This window comes from Arsukibacterium sp. (assembly GCF_036735525.1).
GTDB lineage: Bacteria > Pseudomonadota > Gammaproteobacteria > Enterobacterales > Alteromonadaceae > Alishewanella.
The window spans coordinates 1-20,982 of record NZ_DAINOE010000037.1; the positions used below are offsets into that span (position 1 = coordinate 1).

Consider the following 20,982-nt stretch of genomic DNA (forward strand, 5'->3'; position numbering starts at 1 on the left):
AAACAGGCTGATAGCTGATTGTATAAATGGAAATTTTGTGGGGATCCCTCAGCTACTTGACACAGCTGAGCAGCGCTGGCAAGCCATTAAAGGCTTTGTTTACAGCCCTTACCGGATGGATGATTTAATAACCGGGATTTTTGACACTCAGCAAATGCGGGTTGATTTTCAAATCTTTGATGGCGCTAACGCCGAACCGGAAGCGTTGATGTACCAAAGCGCCTCAGCCATTGATGATACAAACACTCACCTTTTTGATACCCAGCACACCATTACTAAGTATGGAAACAACTGGACCGTTAAGATGGTTGCGCAGGAAAATTTCGCTGCGCAGTTTGCCGGCCAGGGTCAATGGTTATTACCCCTGCTGGGCCTGGGGATAAGCCTTGCTATTTTTATCATGATGCTACTGTTAACCAGGCGGCAAGAAATGGCACAACATCTGGCAAATAAGATGTTTCAACAATACCAAAACGCCAAAACACACTATGAGCAACAGCTAACCGATGTTTTTTCCGCGGCGTCGGAAATGGCACTGATTGCCACCGATTTGCAAGGCACCATTACCTTATTCAACAGTGGGGCGGAGCGTTTGTTAGGGTATCATGCTGCCGAATTAGTAGGTAAGACGACGCCGGCACTGTTTCACCTTCCGCAAGAGGTGGAGGCACGATCACAGCAGCTAACAGAGCAGCTTGGCGAGCAAATATCCGGTTTTAATGTATTTGTTACTGTTCCTATGCGCCAGGGGGCAGAAAGTCGTGAGTGGCACTACGTTAATAAGCAAGGCCAGCATATCCCTGTGGCGTTAACGGTTACGGTTGTCCGTGATGAACAGCAAAAGATCACTGGTTTTTTGGGCATTGCCCAAGACATCACTGAGCGTAAACGCATAGAGCAAATGAAAAATGAATTTATCTCCACCGTAAGCCACGAGCTGCGTACGCCGCTTACCTCGGTATCCGGTGCCTTGGGCTTGGTGTTGAGCGGGCGTTTAGGGCCGCTTTCCGAAAAAGCTGAAAAAATACTTGATACCGCTTATCGCAATAGCAAACGCCTGGCGCTGCTGATTAACGATTTACTGGATATCGAAAAAATTGCCGCTGGCAAATTGCACTTCGATATGCAAAATCATGCCGTTAGCACCTTATTGGAGCAAGCGGCAGAAGACAACAAAGCCTACGGCGCAGCGCGCAACGTTAATATTGAACTAAGCAACGAAACTGATGCCTGGGTGCGGGTGGATGAGCAACGGCTTAAGCAGGTGCTGGCAAACTTGCTGTCAAATGCCATTAAGTTTTCGCCGGATGGCGCCACCGATACGCTTGCCGCCACCGCCGATGAAAACCAGGTGACTATCAGTGTGCTAGATCAGGGGGCTGGGATCCCGGATGATTTTAAAAAAAGCATTTTCCAGAAATTTGCACAGGCCAACAGCTCCGATACGCGGCAACAAGGGGGCACCGGTCTGGGGTTAGCCATAAGCCGGCAGCTGCTAGAACAGATGCATGGCGCTATTGATTTTGAGTCAGCCTTAGGTAAAGGAAGTCGTTTTTACATAGTACTGCCACGGGTAAAAGACCACTTACCACTGAGCCCTGCACCAGCATCTAATAGTGCGACCAATCATGACAATGCCTATCGTATCCTGATAGTAGAAGATGATGCTGATGTGGCGCATTTACTGCAAATTATGCTGGAGGACGCTGGTTACCAAGCCGATATTCGCTACAATGGTGCCGATGCGCTACAGGCATTAACAACGCAGCACTATGATTTGCTCACTCTAGATTTAATGCTACCGGATACCAGTGGCCTCTACATTATCCGGCAGTTACGGGCTGATGCCAAAACAGCCAATATACCGGTGGTGGTGGTGTCGGCAAAAATGGAGCAGGGTCGTTTGGAATTTAATGGCGAAGCACATAATATTGAGTGGCTGGCAAAGCCGATAGCGCACCAACAACTGGTCAAGCTGGTAGCGCGACAGTTATTTGAACAGCGCTACCCCAAAATTCTGCATGTTGAAGATGACATCGATTTACATGCGGTTATCAGTGCTATGGTAAGTGAGCAGGTGGCGCTTGATCATGCGCCAACGCTAGTCAGTGCCCGCAAGTTGTTAACCGAACATACCTATGGTGCGGTATTGTTAGATATTGGTCTGCCTGATGGTTCAGGTTGGGATTTAGTGCCCTTTATTAAAGCTGAACAGCCCAATGCCGCCATTATTGTGCTAACAGGTGAAGATGTTAGTAATGATAACTACCCTAAGGTTGAAGCGGTGCTCATGAAAACCAGGCTAAGCGCAGAGCAACTGATTACCGTGATTCAGCAGCGGATTGGGTCAGCGGCCGGCTAGGCTTAGCCTGCTATCGCTATAAATCTTTTTGCCTGGCATGCTCAGTCTTGCAATAAGGCCAACACAAAATTAAATGTGAAAACGCGCGCAGATACAGAATATCTATACCAAACGCTCTTGAGCACAGTTTTTTACACAAGGCAGCGCGTTAGTGTTTTGCGCGCACAAGCTGGGCTGTAAACCAAAAAGTTGCGCCTCCATCAGCGTTTTGCCGGTATCCAATCTCGCCGCCCATCGCCTGTACTAACTGTTTACATATTGCCAAGCCTAATCCCGTACCTTCAGCGGCTCTGCTTGCGCTGTCGTCTTGCTGACTGAATTGGCTGAACAGTAGAGGCAGAAAACCTTCAGCTACACCAGGCCCCTGGTCGGCAATACTTACTTTGGCAAGGTCATCAGCTATCTCGGCATATACTGTTATTGTTGTGTTAGCCGGTGAGAACTTTTTAGCATTGGCTAACAAATTAGACATTACCTGTAAAAAACGACCGGCATCTGTTAAAACCTGGATGTTTGGCGACGGCGGCGTAAAATTAATATGGATGTGTTTTGCCGGCAGGTAGTACAACTGTTCATCCACGGCTTGCTGAAGTAAGGCGACTAACTCTAACGACGTTATTTGAACCGACATCTTACCTGTGTTCAGTTTTGAAAAGTCCAGAATATCTATAATTAACTGATGCAACCTGTTAGCATTTTTTAAAGTGAGATCAACTAACTTCCTGGTTGGAATCGTCAAATCTGATTTTTTGTCTATGCTCAACAGCTTAAGCGCGCCAAGAATCGATGTCAGCGGTGTCCTGAGCTCATGGCTGATATTAGCAATAAAGTTATTCTGTAACGCCTGATAACGCTTACGCTGTTGAATATCAGTGATGATCATAATAAAGCCTAGCGCATTTAAGGTTTGGTAGGGTTCTAAACGTCTGAGTTGCACTTGGACATCAATTTGCTGGCCGTTTGTTAGATTAAGCAAGGTTTCAAAGTCGCTATGCCCGGCATCAGGCTGGGTAAGATTCTGGCCTGGGAACGCGACGAATATTTGCCGCTCTGCTTCAGCTAAGCTGAGCCAGTTTTCTATCTGGCTTTTAACCAACTGCTGCGTCGTTGCCTGAAAAAGCAATTCTGCCCCGGTGTTAGCAAACTCAATGCAGCCATCGGCTGACAGCGCCAAAATACCGACATCTTTCACGCCATCCAGTACCGTTTGCAGTATTTGCCGGTCAGACTCGGCAGCTCTGGCAAACTCTTGCATTTGCTGCCGGTTTTTTAGCAGCTGTTGTTCAAACTCTGCACGGTGCTGTGCCGGCAACATCACCCAGCGATAGCAGGCTAGCTCGCCAAACATCCCTTTTATGGCATTCAGCAGCATTGGAATTCGGGTTAACTCTGGGCCGCTAAATTGCAGATATATCTCTTTTACCTCGCCCTCGCTGCGCAGCATTGGCAAAATGTGTGTTTGCAAAAAAATCTGCCCCGCAAGGGGGAGTAAGTGTTCCAGCCTATCAGGCTGTGCAGCCTCTGTTAAACCAAACGTAGTTTGCGCCCACTGATTAATAAACAGAATAGCACCACCAGTATCAGTTACTATTACTGCGCAGGGTAACGCATCCAGTTCAGCCAGGTTGTTCAGCAAAGAAGTTCCTGCTGCAAAAAGTGTTGCATCGCCTGAATTACCAGCGCCGGATGGCTCATATGCGCAGCATGGCCTGCCACATCCAGCACAACCAATTCACTGTTTTTGATTTGCTGGTGCACAAACTGCCCTACGGCAACTGATGCCAAAGCATCTTCTTTATGCTGCAAAATCAAAGCCGGCACAGAGAGTTTTGCAAAATCAGCTCTGTTATCTGCAAAAAAGGTCGCCTGTGCGAATTGTCTGGCCATTACCGGGTCCGTAGAACAAAAGCTATCCGACAATTGCCCGGTAATTTGCGGATCGGCTCCGGCACCTGCTACAACAGGTGCCAGATAATTAGCCCACCCCAGATAATTTTGATCCATTAAATCAATAAGGCCGGCTAAATCGGCATGCTCAAAACCGCCATGGTAATCAGGCGGCATATTTAAAAAACAGGGTGATGGCCCAAGTAAAATCATTGATTTAAACAAGCCAGGCCGTTGATTGGCGGCTAGAATGCCAATGCTGCAGCTAACGGAGTGCCCAACAAAAATGACATCTTTTGATAGCCCAAGCGCATCACAAATATCCAAAACATCCTGAGCATAGCCGCTTAAATTTGCGTAACGTGAAAAACTGTATTGACTGATATCGGACTGACCGCTGCCAACAAAATCAAATAACACTTGTTGGCTACAATGGGCAAAGGCAGGCGTAATATCAGCCCACATCAACTGACTACAACCAAAACCATGTGCGTACAGCATGACAGGTAAATGTTCAGCACCCGAAACCTTTACATTATTTCTTTTTAAGATATCCACAAAGCAGTCCTCAAATGAGTTTGACGTTACCCGCCCGGGTTATATTAATCGCGGTAAGGGTGGCAGGATCTATGATAATTTCTTCCTAATATACTTACATAAATAGTACACCACCAGCATCCTAATCACTTTGCCTATCAAGTAAATACACAATATGCTGATACTCTATACCACTGTGCCGCGACAAACCGATTTCGCAGGTGCGGCTGCTGGATACCCCCAGTGAGCACTGACTAACCTGAGCGGCCAATCCCGATAAGGCTGAAGCGTTCAGTTCGGGCAGCGTAATGCCTTTATCACCGGCAAAGCCGCAACAACTGATGCCCTCTGGCAGCGCCACTTGTTCAGCGCAGGCTGCCGCTAACTGCTGTAAGCTGGCCGCCTGCGCTGAACAAGTGGCGCTACAGCTGACATGCAGTGCCACCGTCTGTGGCAGCGGGGTGATATCAAGTTTTGGCAGCACAAACTCACTGATAAAATCAATACTATCGTAGATGCGCAGCCGCGGGTCGAGCTTGCCGCGCAGCGTTAAACTGCAGGGACTGCTGTCAGAGAATACCGGCAGCGCGCCATTATCACTATGCTCAAGCAACCAGTTGTTAAGCTGCTGTTGTTTAGTGGCCGCAGCCGCAAACTGACCTTTAGACTGAAACGGCATGCCGCAACATTGATTATCCAGCCCCTCAGGCGTAATCAATCTGTAGCCTGCTTTGACCAGTAAGTCGGTACTCACTTGCTGTAAACTGCGGCTATCCTGACTATTAGCCTGCGGTGCCATCACCCGGCTGCTGCAGCTGGCCAGATAGATAACCGGCGTCAGGGTGCTAGCTGCTGGTATTACTGAAGCACTGTTAGCCGTGGGCATAGCACTGTGCCACCCGGGGATCACCTTTGCCAAACGCTGTCCTACTCTCAGGCCAAAACGCGCCATGGCACTGACACCGGCAAAATGGCGAGCCATAACAGCCGCCACACCTTTCCAGCGCCGATTGTGTTCAGCTCTAAGCGCCCTTGTCAAATCACCGGTATTAATACCGACCGGGCAGGCTGTACTGCACATACCACAGGCAGCACAGGTATCATTGCCGGCATAATGATAGGCTTTGCTAAGTGCCTTAAATCTGGTGGCATCTTCACCTGTTGCCTTAAGCCGTGACATTTCTCGCTGGGTAACAATACGTTGTCGTGGCGTCAGCGTCAGTTTTCGCGACGGACAGACCGGTTCGCAAAAGCCACATTCAATGCATTTATCGACTAATGGGTTCGTCGCCGGTAGTGACTTAAGGTTTTGTAAATGCAGTTGCGGGTTATCACTGAGCACCACATCGGGGTTTAAAATATGTTGTGGGTCGAGCAGTTTTTTTAAGCGCCACATCAGCTGGTAGGCATCCCTTCCCCACTCCAGCTCTACAAAGGGCGCCATATTTCGGCCAGTGCCATGCTCGGCTTTTAGCGAGCCGCCAAATTCTACCGCCACCAGCTGTGCCACCTCCTGCATAAAGTTATCGTAACGCTTAACTTGCGCCGGGTCATCAAAGCCCTGGGTAAACACAAAATGCAGATTGCCCTCCAGCGCGTGACCAAAAATAATGGCTTCGTCATAGCTGTATTTCGCAAACAATTGCTGCAGCCGGGCTACACCGGCAGCCAGTTGCGCCAGCGGAAAAGTCACATCTTCAATAATGACCGTAGTGCCGGTTTGCCGCACCGCGCCCACCGCCGGAAAAGTTCCCTTGCGAATAGCCCACAATTGGTTATACACCGCAGGGTCGGTACTGAAATCGACCTGTTGCTCCAGCGCAAAGCCTTGTACTACCGCTCGTAGCTCCGCGAGTTGCTGTTGTAAGGTCTGGCTGGAGACTGCGGTGCTTTCAATCAGCAAAGCACAGGCGTCGTCTGATAGCTGTTTTACCCACTCTGGCATGCCGGCTTTGTGCTCAACCGAGCGTAAACTGCGCCTATCCAACAGCTCCACCGCCGATACCGGCAACGGCTTTAATACCGTTACTGCCTGACAGCAATGCTCGACCGACGGAAACACCAGCAGGCCAGTAGCCCGGTGTGGATAGTCTGGCACAGTGTTATAGGTGATGGCGCTGATAAAGCCCAGACAGCCCTCAGAGCCGACCATTAAATGGGTCAGAATATCGATAGGATCAGTAAATTCAGTTAAGGCATTCAGTGAAAAACCGGTGGTATTTTTTAAACGGTATTTATGACGGATTTTGGCGCACAGCGCGTCGTCGGCGCGGGTGTACTCTGCTAATAACGACAACTCAGCCAGCAAGTCAGCATGGCTTAGCCTGAAGGCCGCGACACTGGCGCTATCTTCGGTATCCAGTACAGTGCCATCATAGAGCACAAGACGCATGGCGGCTAAAGTATTAAAGCTATTGTGGGCGGTACCACAGCACATACCGCTGGCATTGTTGGCCACTATGCCGCCAATTTTGCAGCTGTTAATCGATGCCGGATCCGGGCCGATTTTACGCTGAAATTTAGTCAGCACACTGTTAGCGGCAACACCAATCACGCCGGGCTGCAAACGAATTTGCTCACCCAGACCACGCACCTCGCGCTGCTGCCAGTTTTCGCCCAGCACCAGCAATACAGAATCGGTTACCGCCTGACCTGATAAGCTGGTGCCAGCGGCTCTAAAGGTAATGGCGACTTTATACTGATTCGCCAGTTTTAGCAGCGCCACCACTTCCGCCTCAGATTCTACCCGCAGCACTAATTTGGGTAGCAACCGGTAAAAACTGGCATCAGTACCATAGGCCAGGGTAGAGATGGCATCGTCAAAATAGCGCTCATTGGGAATAAGCTGTTTAGCGGCGTTTTGAAAAGCAACAGGTAATGCCACGGTCATCATTCATCAAAAAAACAGTTGTGCTATTTAGTAACAGGTTTTGAATGATTTGGCTATGCCCTGACCCTAAAGGCATAACCGCTTTGTGCTAAAAACAGAATAAAAAAACCGGCGATAAAGCCGGTTCTTTTTGCCGCAAAAAGCTTACTCAGGCGCTTTAGACACACCCACCATGGCCGGGCGCAATAAACGACCATTTAACTCATAGCCTTTTTGCATGACAAAGGTCACGGTATTGGGAGCCACATCTGCTGAAGGCTGAATAGTCATCGCCTGATGCTGCTCAGGGTTAAACGGCTGGCCTTGCGGGTCAATTTGCTGCACGCCATATTTGGCAACGGTATCAAGGAAGCTTTTCATGGTCAGCTCTACGCCCTCAATAATACCGGTAAAGGCTTCATCTTCACGATTTATAAAGGCCAGCGCCCGCTCCAGATTATCGACTACCGGTAACAAGTCACCGGCAAATTTTTCCAGTGCAAATTTATGGGCCTTTTCTACATCCTGACTGGCACGACGACGGGCATTATCTGCATCGGCTTTTATACGCAGCATTAAGTCTTGCTGCTCAGCCATTTTGGCTTGCGCTTGTGCCAGTTCAGTTTCCAGTTTGGTAATAATATCCTGCTCAGACGACAATTCCACGTCAGGATGCTCAGGGTTAGTTGCCGCCTGGTCTGCTGCGTGTTGCGGATCCAGCGATTCAGTTTGCTCAGAAGGCTTATGTTGCTCAGTCATATTCACACTACTCCAAATTCAGTAGGCTTATTATGGGGATTGAATCTGCCGATTCAAGTTTAAATTTAACTGCCGGGCGCAGGATTCCACTAATGGGATTAATCGGGCGTAATTCATTCGCCTTGGGCCCAACAGTGCGATAAAGCGGTGTGGTAACGCCTGATAGCGCTGGGTAATGACACTTAATTGGGCTAACTCGATAAAACCGGATTCTTTTCCCAAAATTAATTTAGGTTGATCATCCTGAGTCACGCTTTGCAATAACTGAATTAAGCCTGCCGGCTGCTCCAACATCTGCACCACTTGCTGTAACGCCGGATTACGTTGGTATTCGGGGCTGAGCAACAACTGATGCTGTCCAAACACCAGCGGCTGATGCTGCTGAAACTCATCCAGGCTTAATTGCCCTAATACTTTTTCCAACAACAGCTGACACACGCCCTGCTCGCTTCTGAGCAATTGCACTAAGCGGGCAATACCATCCTGATACTGGCCGCCGGACAATGCCGCATTTAACAAACACAACACCTTGCCTAAGCTGGCATTATCGATACCCTGCGGCAGGCTCAGCACCCGATGCAAAATATCGCCATCTTCATCAATCACCACCAGCAACAAGCGATCGCTGGCTAATCTTACCAGGTCAATCTGCCGCACTTCACGGCCACTGGCTTTGGGCGCACTGACAATAGCCACGCAACCGGTCAGGTTAGTGAGTAGCTGGCCGGCTTGCTGGCAAAGTAACGACACCGGTAATTGCGGCACCAGTTTTTGCTGTATCTCAGCCGTCCAGCGTGCCGTTAACGGCTGCAACTGCAGCATTTTATCTATAAAAAGTCTGATGCCGGTGGTGGTGGGTATTCGGCCGGCCGAGGTATGCGGCGAGCGGATATACCCTTGCTGCTCTAGTTGCACCATGGTATTACGCACTGTTGCCGAACTGACATCCAATGCCTGATGCTCAGCAATTAACTTCGAGGATACCGGCAAGCCATCCAGCAGATACTGCTCTACAATCAGTTTTAAAATCAGCTCTGCTCTGCTTAACGCCACCGCAACAACCATTTCTATTATCAACTTAGTCAAGAGGTGGGGGCTGTCCAAAAAATATCAAGTGAATCCAAAGCATAAAACATTAGGGCAGCTTGACTGGCTCTGTGTGCAGGCTGTCGCTATACTGGCGCAATACCCAAGCAGGAACCCACTATGCCTCATGCTTTTACTAACATAGGTTTAATTGGCAAACCGCAGCATGCCGGTGCCAACCAGACGCTAGTCAGCCTTTATCACTTTTTGCAACAACAAGGGCTGTCTGTCTGCGTTGAAGAGCGCGTCGCGCAGGGCCTGCCACTGGATAACCCGGATATCAAAGATTTAGTCACCCTGGGTAAAAGCTGCGATTTAGCTATCGTGGTCGGCGGCGATGGCAATATGCTGGGCGCCGCCCGGGTACTGGCCCGCTTTGATGTGGCGGTGTTAGGTGTCAATCGCGGTAATCTCGGTTTTTTAACGGACTTGTCGCCGGAAAACTTTCAGCAACCTTTAGCCGAAGTGTTAGCCGGTAACTTTGTCACTGAAAAACGACATTTACTGGAGATTGCAGTTCATCGGCATGGCAGCATTAAAAGCAGTAACAGTGCGGTAAATGAAGCGGTATTGCATGCCGATAAAGTGGCCCATATGATTGAATTTGAGGCTTACATTAATGACGAGTTTGTTTACAGCCAACGTTCAGATGGCCTGATTATCAGTACGCCCACCGGCTCGACCGCTTATTCTTTATCGGGCGGCGGCCCCATCTTAACACCCGATCTGGATGCCATGAGTCTGGTACCAATGTTCCCGCATACCCTGAGTAGTCGGCCACTGGTGGTATCAGGTAACAGTGAAATTCGCCTGAAAGTGGCAGAAACCAACGATGCGCACCTGCAAATAAGTTGTGATAGCCATGTGATACTGGCCGTAATGCCCGGTGATGATATCTATATACGCAAACACCCTACGCCACTAAGACTGGTACATCCACCAGGTTACAGTTATTACCATGTATTGCGAAATAAACTGGGCTGGGGTAGCAAACTTTATTAAACGACAGCTTGCCATTTGCACGATTACTGTATAAATTTACACTGTAATTATAAACAGCTTAAGGCGGCTCTATGTTGTGTCATCTGCATATCAGTAATTTTGCCATAGTCCGGGCGCTTGAAATCGACTGGGCAGCAGGCATGTCGACCATTACCGGCGAAACCGGTGCCGGTAAATCTATCGCGATTGATGCGCTGTCACTGTGCTTAGGTGAGCGGGCAGATGCCACTGTGGTGCGGCCCGGTGCAGATAAAGCCGACATCGTAGCCAGCTTTGATATCAGCAAATTGACAGGGGCGCAACAGTGGCTGGCGCAGCAAGATTTAGCCATGGGGCACGAATGTATAGTGCGCCGCGTCGTCAGCAGCGAAGGCCGCTCCCGCGGTTATATTAATGGCGTGCAGGTGCCGGCGCAGCAGTTAAAACTGTTAGGCCAGCATTTACTGAGTATTCATGGCCAACATGCCCATCAGCAATTATTAAAAGCCGAGTATCAACGGCAGCTGCTCGATGCCTTTGCTAACCATCAACCGCTGTTAGCGCAGGTTAAGCAAGACTTTAAGCAGTGGCAGCAGCTGCAGCAGGAATATGCCAGCTTGCAGCAATCACAGCAGCAGCGTGATGCCCAGCGCCAGTTGTTGGAATATCAGGTAGCAGAGCTGGATAGCTTTGCGCCGCAAGCGGATGAATACGCTGATCTGGAAACCGAGCATAGCCGCTTAAGCCATGGCCACACCTTGCTCAGCCAAAGTCAGCAGTGCTTGCAGCAATTATATGATGACGAACAGCAAACCATTTATCAGGCGCTAAGTCAGGTCACGCAACAACTAGAGCAACTGGTGGCACTGGACCCGGGCCTGACCCCAGTTCAACAGATGCTTAGTGATGCCGTAGTACAAACCGAAGAAGCCAGCCGCGAGCTGCGCCGCTATGCCGATAAAGTAGAACTTGACCCCGAGCGGCTGCAACAGCTAGATGAGCGTTTAGCGCAATGGCTGAATTTAAGCCGTAAACATCAGGTTGGTTTTGAGCAATTACCCGAGCTGCACCAACAGTTGTCACAGCAATTATCTGAGCTTACCGGCTGCGAGCAGCGTTTAGCGCAGTTAAACGATGACATTAGTGCTGCAGTAAAGCAGTATGAGCAAAGCGCCTCTAAGCTTAGCCAACAACGCCAGCTGGCAGCCAGCCAGCTCAGTCAATTAATCAGCCACAGCTTGCACGAGCTGAGTATGGCCAATGCTGAGTTTCACATTGTGGTGATGCCAGTCACCATTGCCCAGGCCAGTGCCACAGGCCTGGATAGTATCAGTTTTGATGTCTCGACCAACCCGGGCCAACCATTGCAAGCGCTGCACAAAGTGGCCTCTGGCGGCGAACTGTCACGTATCAGCTTAGCTATTCAGGTGATCTTGGCCGATAAAATTACTACCCCTACTTTGATATTTGATGAAGTCGATGTCGGGATCAGTGGCCCTGTTGCCGCCGGCGTTGGCAAAATGCTGCGGCAACTGGGTGAGCACACGCAAATTATCTGTGTCACTCACCTGCCACAAGTAGCCAGTCAGGGGCATCAGCAACTTTTTGTTGAAAAATATACTGATGGCCAGGCCACAGAAACCAGAATGCGTTGCTTAACGGATGAGCAAAGGATCAGTGAAATTGCCCGCTTATTAGCGGGTGAAAATATCAGTGCCAGCGCCTTAGCGAATGCTCGCGAACTTTTATGTGCCGGCACAGTCTGAAAGAAGATTTTTCAGCACGGCTATCATAGGGTATGATAGCCACATTATTTTTAAGTTGATGGCAAATATGAAAGCAGTAGTAAAAATGTTGGCTCTGATGCTGGCGATCAGCAGCCTTAGCGCCTGTAGCAGCTGGATTTACCGGATTGACATACCGCAAGGTAACTTTCTGGAACAAAAAGACATAGACAAACTTCGCGTGCAAATGAGCAAAGAGCAGGTGGTTTTTGTACTGGGAAGCCCGGTCGCGGCTAACCCCTTTGACAACGATGTCTGGCATTACTTTTATTCTTTAAAAGGTGGCCGTGGCAATAACTTTGAAAAACAGCTGGTGCTGACCTTTGTCGATGGCCGCCTACAGCAGTTAACCGGTGATTTTGAGCCGCACGCCGACTTTAATACCCCGCTGGATATTTAACGCCCTTTATCGCCATTAAAAAGCCTGCTTAATGCAGGCTTTTTTATTTCTCAAATACCCTACCCCCGGTCACTTTATCGGCCCGGCCTTCTTCTTTGGCTTTTTCAGCACGACGCCGGCGTAAATCTTTGGGATCAGCAATTAATGAACGGTAAATTTCAATGCGGTCAGTGGCCTTAACCTGCTCCGTTAACTTTACCGGCCGGCTCCAAATGCCCACTTTTTGCTCCTCCAGATTAATTTCCGGGTACAACTGCAAAATACCTGATTGCTCTATCGCTTGCTGCACTGTCGCGTCAGGCGCTACCGCTATTGTTAACAGGCTTTGCTTGGCCGGTAAGGCATAAACGACTTCTATGGTTATCTGCTCAGCCATCATTCCCTCTGTGGATGTCCGTAAACTTGCTTGGCGCGCTCGGTAAAAGCATTGACCATAGCAGCGGCCAATTCAGCAAAAATTTTACCAAAGGCAAATTGAATAATGCGGTTTGAAAATTCAAAGTCTAATTTTAAGATCACTTTACAGGCATTATCGCCCAATGCCTGAAACTGCCAACCACCCTGCAATTGCTTAAATGGGCCGTCGACCAGTTGCATGTCAATGCGTTGATAAGGATACATGGTATTGCGGGTAGTAAATGCATGGCTGATACCGGCTTTGGAAACCTGCAGCGTCGCGACCATATCTTGTTCAGTCTGGCTGACAATGCTGGCCGCACTGCAGCCTGGTAAAAATTCTGGGTAAGCCGGTACCTTATTCACCAGCTCAAACATTTGTTGCGCGCTGTAAAAAACCAAGGCACTGCGCTCAATTTGTGGCATACTCACTCCCATTAAATTTCGCTGCCGATTGTAACAGAATAACGCGGAGCAACAAGGTCGGCATGATTTGCTGGCAACAAGAGAAGAGCCTTAGTCAAAATAGCGAATTATGAGCAAAAAACAACCTAGTAAAAATCAGAACAGCACTATAGCGCTGAATAAAAAAGCCCGGCATGAATATTTTCTTGAAGATCGATTTGAAGCAGGCATAAGCTTACAAGGCTGGGAAGTCAAAAGTATTCGTGAAGGCAAAGTGAACCTGTCAGATGCCTACGTGATCTTAAAAGATGGCGAAGCCTATCTGTTTGGCGCACAAATTCAAGCGTTAAAAAGTGCCTCCAGCCATGTTGTCTGTGACCCAGACCGCAGCCGTAAACTGCTGCTGAACAAACGCGAACTAATGAAGCTTATCGGCTTAAAAGAGCGTGATGGTTATACCCTTATCGCCACTGCCATGTATTGGAAAGCCTGCTGGGTAAAAGTAGAGTTCCACCTGGCTAAGGGTAAAAAACTGCACGATAAACGTGATGACATTAAAGATCGGGACTGGTCTCGCGAAAAATCACGGATGATGAAACACAGTAAACGTTAAGCTTTTTTGCCGTAATACTTGAAACTGTTACGGCTTAACCCCATCTAACAGTAAGTGTCGCTGCTATAGTTTGCCATATCAGCGATAGAAGCGGCCATGGCGCAGACAACCCTTGTGATATACAAGATGCCAGCGTACAATGACCACACACTGAGAGTGTATGTGTAACACCAAGAATTCGGGGCTGATACTGGATTCGACGGGATTCACGAACTCCTAGGTGCATGCCGAGGTGCGGTAGGCCTCGTAAAAAAACCGCAAAAAACTAGTCGCAAACGACGAAAACTACGCAATCGCTGCTTAATAGGCAGTAGATAGCTCTTCCCCTCACGCATGCCTATAAGCTGAGACTCTGGAAGATCACCCCTAATAGGATCGCGTCGCGTCTTCGCCTGGAGACAACACGTTAAAACCAATCAGGCTCGCCCGACGATAGCCTGCCATTCGGCGCTCATAGGGTTAACTAAATGAATGTGCTAAGCATGTAGTACCGAAGATGTAGGTTTTTCGGACGGGGGTTCAACTCCCCCCAGCTCCACCACTTAACAAAAAGGCCACCGCAAGGTGGCCTTTTTGTTTTGATACAAGCTAGGTTTTACAGTTTGGTGTCTATGGTCATCCATTTTTTGACAGCTGAGGCCAGCTCATCCGGGTGAAACTTAGCAATAAACTGATCGGCGCCGACTTTTTTTACCATGGCTTCATTAAAGACACCGCTTAACGATGAGTGCAGCACCACATGCATATTTTTTAAATGAGGGTCGGCTTTGACAGCGGCGGTCAGGGTATAGCCATCCATTTCTGGCATTTCAATATCAGAGATAAGCAGCGGCACTTGTTGTGAAATATCACCGCCCAGCTCGCGCGACTTCGCTTCCAGCCAATCCAAGGCTTCTTTACCATCATTGACCAGGGTAATATTGATACCTACTGAGCTGAGCGCCCGTTTTACCTGATTTCGTGCCACAGCGGAGTCATCTGCTACCAGGACAGTCAGGCTGCTTAAATCAACTTCTGCAGCTTGCTGCTTAACGGACTCACTGACTTCTTCGTCAGGTGGGGAGATCTCGGCAAAGACTTTTTCTACATCGATAATTTGCACTAGCTTATCATCTACCATGGTAACAGCTGTAAGGTAGTGACTACGACCCGCGCCCTTGGGCGGCGGTGATATCTGCTCCCAGTTAATATTAACGATACGATCGACACCGCCTACTAAAAACCCCTGAGTAGTTCTGTTGTACTCCGTTACCAACACAAAGCCTTTATCAATATCCTGAATAGGCTTACCACCAGTCGCCTGACTCAAGTCAATAACGGTGATGGGTACCCCCCGTAAATGGGCTACACCACGCACATGCTTATTGGCGCCAGGGATCTCCGTTAGCTCAGGACATTGCAGTACCTCGCGTACTTTGAACACATTAATGCCGTAAGGCTGAGGACTGTTTAAACGGAATATCAAAAGCTCCAGCCTGTTTTGCCCAACAATGTTGGTGCGCTGGTTAACAGACGCCATCAAATTACTCATAGTGACTCCAATAGGATCCAGATAAAAGCTTATGGATCAGTGTAGCAGGCTGATAGCAGCAAGCCTACCAACCGGACATTAATTTGCAAATTTGCTCAGAAACCGCAGAAATCCGATGTTAAACTGCTAATAAAGTGAAAAATTTACAAATGTAAAATCAAGTACATAGCACAATATTTCAATAATTGATAAAAAAACATTCGTTTCTGATTTGACGGTGTCACATTTCAGCTGCATATTATTTCCGTCTGCGCGCACACTGAAGTGCCATTAATACTTCCAGGGATTGTTTTTTAGATTGTTTATTATGGCAGTACAGCCAGAAATAACGACATCTGCCTTTTACTTTGGGGTTATCATGAATCAATCAGAACTTGCCACTGTGCAGTTGACTGATGCTTACGCTTCCGCGTCAGAACGCTTTTTAGAAAATAATAATCAGGGTTTAGCGCAATTTACCCAGTATTTTCAGGCAGAGTTAGCCACGAGTTCACCTCAAAAAACGGCTATTTATCAGCTACGGCATCAAGTGTATTGTGAAGAGCTGGCTTACGAGGCCTGTAAACCTGACCGCCTTGAATGCGATCATTATGATGAGCGTTCGCTTCACTGCTATTTATCACACCGCAGCTCTGATCGTTACGCTGGTACTGTTCGCCTGATCACCTGCGAGCAAAACGTTGATCAGTTACCGGTTGAGCACTATTTTGCGGGGCGATACACCAGTAATAGTCTGACACCTTCGCATTTTCCCCGTAATCAGATTTGTGAAATTTCTCGTCTGGCAGTGCCAGAGCAATTCCGGCGACGCTTAAAAAACCAGCCTGCAGCCAAAGATTTGCCGCAACTGGATGCAGTAGACAACCGTAACGGTAATCAATATTACCGTTACATCGCCATCAGTCTATATCTGATCGCCATGATATTAAGTGTGAAAAGTGGCCGTTATCACGCATTTGTCACCATTGAACCGGCACTGGCCAGAGTGTTGTACCGGATTGGTTTTCATTTTATCCAGATTGGCGAACCCATTGAACTTAATGGCCAACGAGCACCCTACTATCTGGATATGCGTACTGTCTGTTTCAATTTGAATGACGATTACTTGCAACTTAAGGAATTATTGATCGCACAATTAAAGGATGGTAATACTGTGCAGTTTAATGCGTAATCATAGCCAAGCCAGAAAGTGAGTATTGCTGTGCACGTTTTTAAAGTTATCTGATTGATTAATCAGGTGCTATTTGCAGTTCTAGTAGACGGTATTAAAGTAGTGGTGTTATGGATTCTTTAACGCAAATTGCGCTTGGCTCTGCTGTTGCTATAGCGGTAGTTGGTAAACACAGCACAGTGCGCAAGGCCGCATTGTGGGGTGCAGTAGCAGGGACTTTACCTGATTTAGATGTGTTTGTTGATTACGGTGATGCCTTAAGTAATATGGTTTATCATCGTGGCGAAACCCATGCGCTGTTCTATCTATCCCTTTTCTCACCCTTTTTGGCCGCACTCATCTGCCGTATTCATGGTGAATTTAAGCTGTTTAAACACTGGTGGCTGGCTGTATCGCTGGTGCTGATAACCCACCCGCTGCTCGATACCATGACGGTATATGGCACCCAATTGCTGCTGCCCTTTAGCAATTACCCTTTTGGAATTGCCAGCATCTTTATCATTGACCCGCTCTATACCCTGCCGTTACTGATAGGTATAGGCTGGGCCTGTTTCAAACCTCGACAATGGCTGGCTGCCAGCTGGTGCGGTTTGGGCTTATCCAGTGCTTATCTGATGTGGACTGTGGTAGCACAGCATCACGTGACGCAATTAGCTAACCAGCAACTTACCGGCGTGCCGCATCAGCAAGTGCTGGTGCAACCAACACCGCTTAATACCATACTGTGGCGAGTTGTTGTGATGACACCTGATGGCTATCTTGAAGGTTTTTATAGTTTCACAGACAATTCGCAAAAGGTTGAATTTAACACTGTGGCGTTAGATCACAGCCTGTTGCTTAAATACCGCCAGCACCCGGAAGTACAAACACTGGCAAGATTCAGCCATGGTTTTTTCAGCTTAGTGAAGCAGGATCAGCAGCTGATCTTGTCAGATTTAAGAATGGGGTTACAAGGCAATTACGCATTTAGTTTTGTTATAGACCCCGATATGCAGATACCAGCCAGCGCGGTACCCGCCGACTATCAGTTTGCAGATACCTTAAGCTGGGTATGGCAGCGCCTAACCAATAACCCGGTAACCGAACCAGTCAGGCACTAAGGGTTGATGGCTGCCACCAGGGGTGAGTTTAATAAAATAGGCCCCCAGCTGAGACATCAATAAACACTCATCGACCTGCAATAAATCATCTTTATGCGGGCTGTGGCATTGCGTTAGCAACTGCGCTTTGGCGCGGGCTTTTGCTTCAGCAGCTGACCCTGCCACACACACCATTACCTCATGTTGCTCAGCCAGTTTATCCGGGAAATAACCACCAAAGTTAATAAAATACAGCTGCTTATCAGCGACGACTGGCTCATTGACCAGTTCAATTTTATAGCCATCGACATCCGTCAATTGCAGGTAACTGTCCAGATGCAGGCCCTTAATATCGCCGAACCATTGCTGTCGCAATTGCTCAAAGGTGGCTTCGATGTCCGCGCCCACTACAAAACGTATATCGTGCAATTCAATGTTAGCACCAGGGGCAGTGCCACCAAGGTAAACCATAAAAAGTTTCATCATACCTCGTTACAGCCTGATACTCAGGCCATCATTTAATGCCCGCTGATAAGCACTGTATGCGGGTATCATCGCCAGCACAATGGCTGCCATTAAAATGGCTGCCGCCCAATATACAGTACTGAGATCAAAGGGGTTAATACTGATAAACAATCCATAGCTGCTGGCCAGCCTGTCTTGTAAAAAATACAAAGAGCCCACTAATAACGCTGCTGCTGCGAGCATAGCAACTAGCGTTAGCATCACTACTTCCAGCTGAATTAATAACAGCAGGTACCAGGGATGTGCCCCTGCCGCCCTTAAAATGGCCATTTCGCGCTGCCGCTCTTTCATGGACGCCAGTAAGGTAGTGGTCATGCCAACTAAACCGGCCGCCAGCACCAGTAAGGTAATGACCAGCAACAGGTTCTCTACCATACTGAGCATTTGCCACAACTCTGCCAGCGCCACGCCGGGTAAAATAGCCGTTAATGGCTCATTCCTGAACTCATTAATTTGCCGCTGCACGGTAAAAGTAGCCATCCGTGAGTTTAACCCCACCATAAAAGCGGTGATGGCCTTGGGCTTAAGCTCCATCTGTAATGCCTGCTCTGCTGACACCTGACGGCCAGGCTGAGGCGCACCTTGCTGCCAGCCCAGATGAATGGCTTCAATGCCTTCCAGCGAAACATGTACCGTTTGATCAACCGGTGTACCGGTCGCGGCTAAAATACCGGTAATGGTAAAAGGGTGATCTCTGTGCTCAGTAAAACTGACGGCTCCAATGCCATGCGATAAGGTTATTTGCTGACCAAGCTGATAGTTCAAACGCTTGGCCACCTCTGCTCCCAACACTGTCTCGTACACGCCAGCAAATGCTTCACCCTGACTAAATTGTAATGCTTGCTGATTGGCGTAGCGATAGTATTTAAAATAATTGTCGTTGGTTCCAAGCACCCGGTAACCACTATGGGAATCACCCAGTGACAACGGGATTGTCCAGGCAATTTGTGGATGACGCTGGATACGTTCATAAGTTTCATAACTGACATTCGCAGTAGCATTTCCTAATCTGAATACAGAATAGAGTAATAAATTTAGCTGACCAGAACGGGCGCCGACAATTAAGTCTGTGCCACTCACGGTATTGGTAAAACTGTTGCGCGCTTCTTTTCTTAAATGCTCTATGCCCAGTAACAAACTAATACTAATGGTCAGCGATAGTAACGTCAGCAATACCGTACCACGCCGGTTCCACAAACTCAGTCTGGCCAGTTTAATTAACATGGTTTTACTCCCTCGGCCAACTGCTGCATATCCAATTTCTGCTTAAAATAGCCTTGCAGCGCACTATCGTGGCTAACGAAAATGACGGTGGTGTGGCAACGATCTGCTTCAGACAGCATCACCTGCATAAAAGCATCACGATTATCACTATCCAGTGCTGAAGTAGGCTCGTCGGCTATTAAGATAGCTGGTTGCGGTAATAACGCCCGGGCAATAGCCACCCGTTGTTGCTGCCCTACACTTAGCTGGCTGGCACTCGCTTGCCATAATGCTTTCGCTAATCCCAGCCGGGTTAGCAGTGCCTCTGCCCTCAGCCTGGCATCAACAGTCGCCTGGCCGGCAAAATGGCTGCTGAGCAACACATTATCCAGTACAGATAAATAGCTAATTAAATTTAGCTGCTGAAAAACCACACCGACTTGTGAGGCTCTGAGTTGATCGCGCTTACCGGCGCTGAGCGTATGCAAAGCAGTGCCATTGAGCCAGATTTCTCCGGCCACGGGTTTAGTGATGCCCGCCAGCAAATTTAACAACGTGGTTTTACCACTACCGGAGGCGCCACGAATAAAAAGATGTTGTCCCGATGCTAACGTTAAAGAAGGGACAGACAACTGCCAGCTGCCAGCCTGGTAATAAAACAACAGTTGTTTGAGCTCAATGGCAGGAATTTTCGGCTTGGTGGTCACAGGTATCCTCTGGCTCATGCTATGATAGCGACTCGCTAAGTTGGCTTATTATGCAAAATAAAGAGGCTAAGCTCCAATGTTCAAACCGTTATCTATTGCTTTTTCTATGGTATTGGCCGCATGCATCAGCGTTGCTGCCAGCGCTCAAGAGCCGAAAACCATTGAATGGACAGACTTAATGCCAGAAGAAGACTTAAAAATGCTGCAGTCAATGCCAGAAGTGCAGCACGATTACAGTCAGCCATCGCCGTTTGATGATAACTATAATGCTGATGATCCGGCAGCTCAGGCCTGGCAGCAGATATTAACATCGGCACGGGTGCGCGAAGAATTTAATAATACCAAGGTGCGGATCCCCGGCTTTATTGTGCCACTGGAATTTGATGCCCAGCAAAATGTGACCAGTTTCTTTTTGGTACCTTATTTTGGCGCCTGTATCCATGTGCCGCCACCGCCGCCAAATCAAATTATCTATGTAAGTGGCGCCAGCAACTTGCGTGCTGACATGATTTACTCACCGTTTTGGATCACCGGAACTCTGACCACTGATACCATGACGCATGATTTAGCGCACGCGGCTTACACTATTAAAGCAGACTCCGTCACTGAGTATACCTGGTAAGCGATTCCTCTAAACAAGGTTTACCAGCAAAAATGCCGGCTTATGCCGGCATTTTTTTGTCATGC

Annotated in this window: 19 protein-coding genes and 1 other RNA gene; 9 read left to right on the forward strand and 11 right to left on the reverse strand. The window is 48.3% G+C overall.

Annotated features, from left to right (window positions below; all coding sequences use genetic code 11):
- Positions 1-2,362 (forward strand): response regulator (locus V7D78_RS09045; RefSeq protein ID WP_333608123.1); only part of this gene is annotated, 2,362 nt, incomplete at its 5' end.
- A 148-nt stretch (positions 2,363-2,510) separates the two neighbouring features.
- Here V7D78_RS09045 and V7D78_RS09050 read toward each other — a convergent pair.
- The 5 genes from V7D78_RS09050 to hrcA form a co-directional block, all read right to left on the reverse strand.
- A complete protein-coding gene (locus V7D78_RS09050; protein ID WP_333608124.1) occupies positions 2,511-3,998 on the reverse strand; it encodes a sensor histidine kinase in 1,488 nt (495 codons plus the stop codon).
- Positions 3,992-4,807 (reverse strand): alpha/beta fold hydrolase, encoded by an 816-nt coding sequence (locus tag V7D78_RS09055; protein ID WP_333608125.1) that lies wholly within the window; start codon positions 4,805-4,807, stop codon positions 3,992-3,994. The genes V7D78_RS09050 and V7D78_RS09055 overlap by 7 nt, the downstream gene beginning before the upstream one ends.
- Before the next feature lie 121 nt (positions 4,808-4,928).
- Positions 4,929-7,676 carry an FAD-binding and (Fe-S)-binding domain-containing protein gene (locus tag V7D78_RS09060; protein ID WP_442886520.1) on the reverse strand — a complete coding sequence of 916 codons (2,748 nt, stop codon included), beginning with the start codon at positions 7,674-7,676 and terminating at the stop codon, positions 4,929-4,931.
- A 144-nt stretch (positions 7,677-7,820) separates the two neighbouring features.
- Positions 7,821-8,414, reverse strand: coding sequence for a nucleotide exchange factor GrpE (gene grpE, locus V7D78_RS09065; protein WP_333608127.1), 594 nt, complete (start codon positions 8,412-8,414; stop codon positions 7,821-7,823).
- 30 nt (positions 8,415-8,444) lie between these two features.
- Positions 8,445-9,500 (reverse strand): heat-inducible transcriptional repressor HrcA, encoded by a 1,056-nt coding sequence (hrcA, locus tag V7D78_RS09070; RefSeq protein ID WP_333608128.1) that lies wholly within the window; start codon positions 9,498-9,500, stop codon positions 8,445-8,447.
- A gap of 120 nt (positions 9,501-9,620) precedes the next feature.
- On the opposite strand from hrcA, the gene nadK reads away from it, so the two are divergent.
- The 3 genes from nadK to V7D78_RS09085 all read left to right on the forward strand — a co-directional run bounded on the left by nadK (position 9,621) and on the right by V7D78_RS09085 (position 12,665).
- Positions 9,621-10,502 (forward strand): NAD(+) kinase, encoded by an 882-nt coding sequence (nadK, locus tag V7D78_RS09075; protein ID WP_333608129.1) that lies wholly within the window; start codon positions 9,621-9,623, stop codon positions 10,500-10,502.
- 71 nt (positions 10,503-10,573) lie between these two features.
- Positions 10,574-12,247, forward strand: coding sequence for a DNA repair protein RecN (gene recN / locus V7D78_RS09080; RefSeq protein WP_333608130.1), 1,674 nt, complete (start codon positions 10,574-10,576; stop codon positions 12,245-12,247).
- 85 nt (positions 12,248-12,332) lie between these two features.
- Complete coding sequence (locus V7D78_RS09085; RefSeq protein WP_333608131.1) at positions 12,333-12,665, forward strand: outer membrane protein assembly factor BamE; 333 nt, start codon at positions 12,333-12,335, stop codon at positions 12,663-12,665.
- Positions 12,666-12,708: 43 nt separating this feature from the next.
- Here the strand turns inward: V7D78_RS09085 and V7D78_RS09090 are convergent, their stop codons facing one another.
- Positions 12,709-13,041, reverse strand: a complete 333-nt coding sequence (locus V7D78_RS09090) for an RnfH family protein (RefSeq protein WP_333608132.1) — start codon at positions 13,039-13,041, stop codon at positions 12,709-12,711.
- Complete coding sequence (locus tag V7D78_RS09095; RefSeq protein WP_333608133.1) at positions 13,041-13,487, reverse strand: type II toxin-antitoxin system RatA family toxin; 447 nt, start codon at positions 13,485-13,487, stop codon at positions 13,041-13,043. Before V7D78_RS09095 ends, V7D78_RS09090 begins: the two co-directional genes overlap by 1 nt.
- A gap of 109 nt (positions 13,488-13,596) precedes the next feature.
- On the opposite strand from V7D78_RS09095, the gene smpB reads away from it, so the two are divergent.
- Both smpB and ssrA read left to right on the forward strand, forming a co-directional pair.
- On the forward strand, positions 13,597-14,079 hold the full coding sequence (gene smpB, locus V7D78_RS09100; protein ID WP_333608134.1) for an SsrA-binding protein SmpB: 483 nt from the start codon (positions 13,597-13,599) through the stop codon (positions 14,077-14,079).
- 180 nt (positions 14,080-14,259) lie between these two features.
- Positions 14,260-14,620, forward strand: a transfer-messenger RNA (tmRNA) gene (gene ssrA, locus V7D78_RS09105).
- Between the two features lie 54 nt (positions 14,621-14,674).
- On the opposite strand, the gene V7D78_RS09110 is transcribed toward ssrA, so the two are convergent.
- Positions 14,675-15,610 carry a chemotaxis protein CheV gene (locus V7D78_RS09110; RefSeq protein ID WP_333608135.1) on the reverse strand — a complete coding sequence of 312 codons (936 nt, stop codon included), beginning with the start codon at positions 15,608-15,610 and terminating at the stop codon, positions 14,675-14,677.
- 358 nt (positions 15,611-15,968) lie between these two features.
- Here V7D78_RS09110 and V7D78_RS09115 point away from each other — a divergent pair, with 358 nt between their 5' ends.
- Positions 15,969-16,781, forward strand: coding sequence for a PEP-CTERM/exosortase system-associated acyltransferase (locus V7D78_RS09115; protein ID WP_333608136.1), 813 nt, complete (start codon positions 15,969-15,971; stop codon positions 16,779-16,781).
- Positions 16,782-16,891: 110 nt separating this feature from the next.
- Positions 16,892-17,881: a metal-dependent hydrolase gene (locus V7D78_RS09120; protein WP_333608137.1), complete on the forward strand. Its 990-nt coding sequence runs from the start codon at positions 16,892-16,894 to the stop codon at positions 17,879-17,881.
- Here the strand turns inward: V7D78_RS09120 and V7D78_RS09125 are convergent.
- Genes V7D78_RS09125 through V7D78_RS09135 form a run of 3 tightly spaced genes read right to left on the reverse strand, consistent with a single transcriptional unit; the run spans position 17,843 to position 20,295 of the window.
- Positions 17,843-18,346, reverse strand: coding sequence for a DUF1543 domain-containing protein (locus V7D78_RS09125; RefSeq protein WP_333608138.1), 504 nt, complete (start codon positions 18,344-18,346; stop codon positions 17,843-17,845). The two genes, V7D78_RS09120 and V7D78_RS09125, sit on opposite strands and share 39 nt — an antisense overlap.
- A gap of 6 nt (positions 18,347-18,352) precedes the next feature.
- Positions 18,353-19,609 carry an ABC transporter permease gene (locus tag V7D78_RS09130; RefSeq protein WP_333608139.1) on the reverse strand — a complete coding sequence of 419 codons (1,257 nt, stop codon included), beginning with the start codon at positions 19,607-19,609 and terminating at the stop codon, positions 18,353-18,355.
- Entirely contained in the window at positions 19,603-20,295 is a 693-nt protein-coding gene (locus tag V7D78_RS09135) for an ABC transporter ATP-binding protein (RefSeq protein ID WP_333608140.1), read from the reverse strand. The genes V7D78_RS09130 and V7D78_RS09135 overlap by 7 nt, the downstream gene beginning before the upstream one ends.
- 76 nt (positions 20,296-20,371) lie before the next feature.
- Between V7D78_RS09135 and V7D78_RS09140 the strand changes: the two genes are divergently transcribed.
- The gene (locus V7D78_RS09140) at positions 20,372-20,917 is read left to right on the forward strand and encodes a DUF3299 domain-containing protein (RefSeq protein ID WP_333608141.1); all 546 of its coding nucleotides are present in this window, start codon (positions 20,372-20,374) and stop codon (positions 20,915-20,917) included.
- Positions 20,918-20,982: the final 65 nt, after the last annotated feature.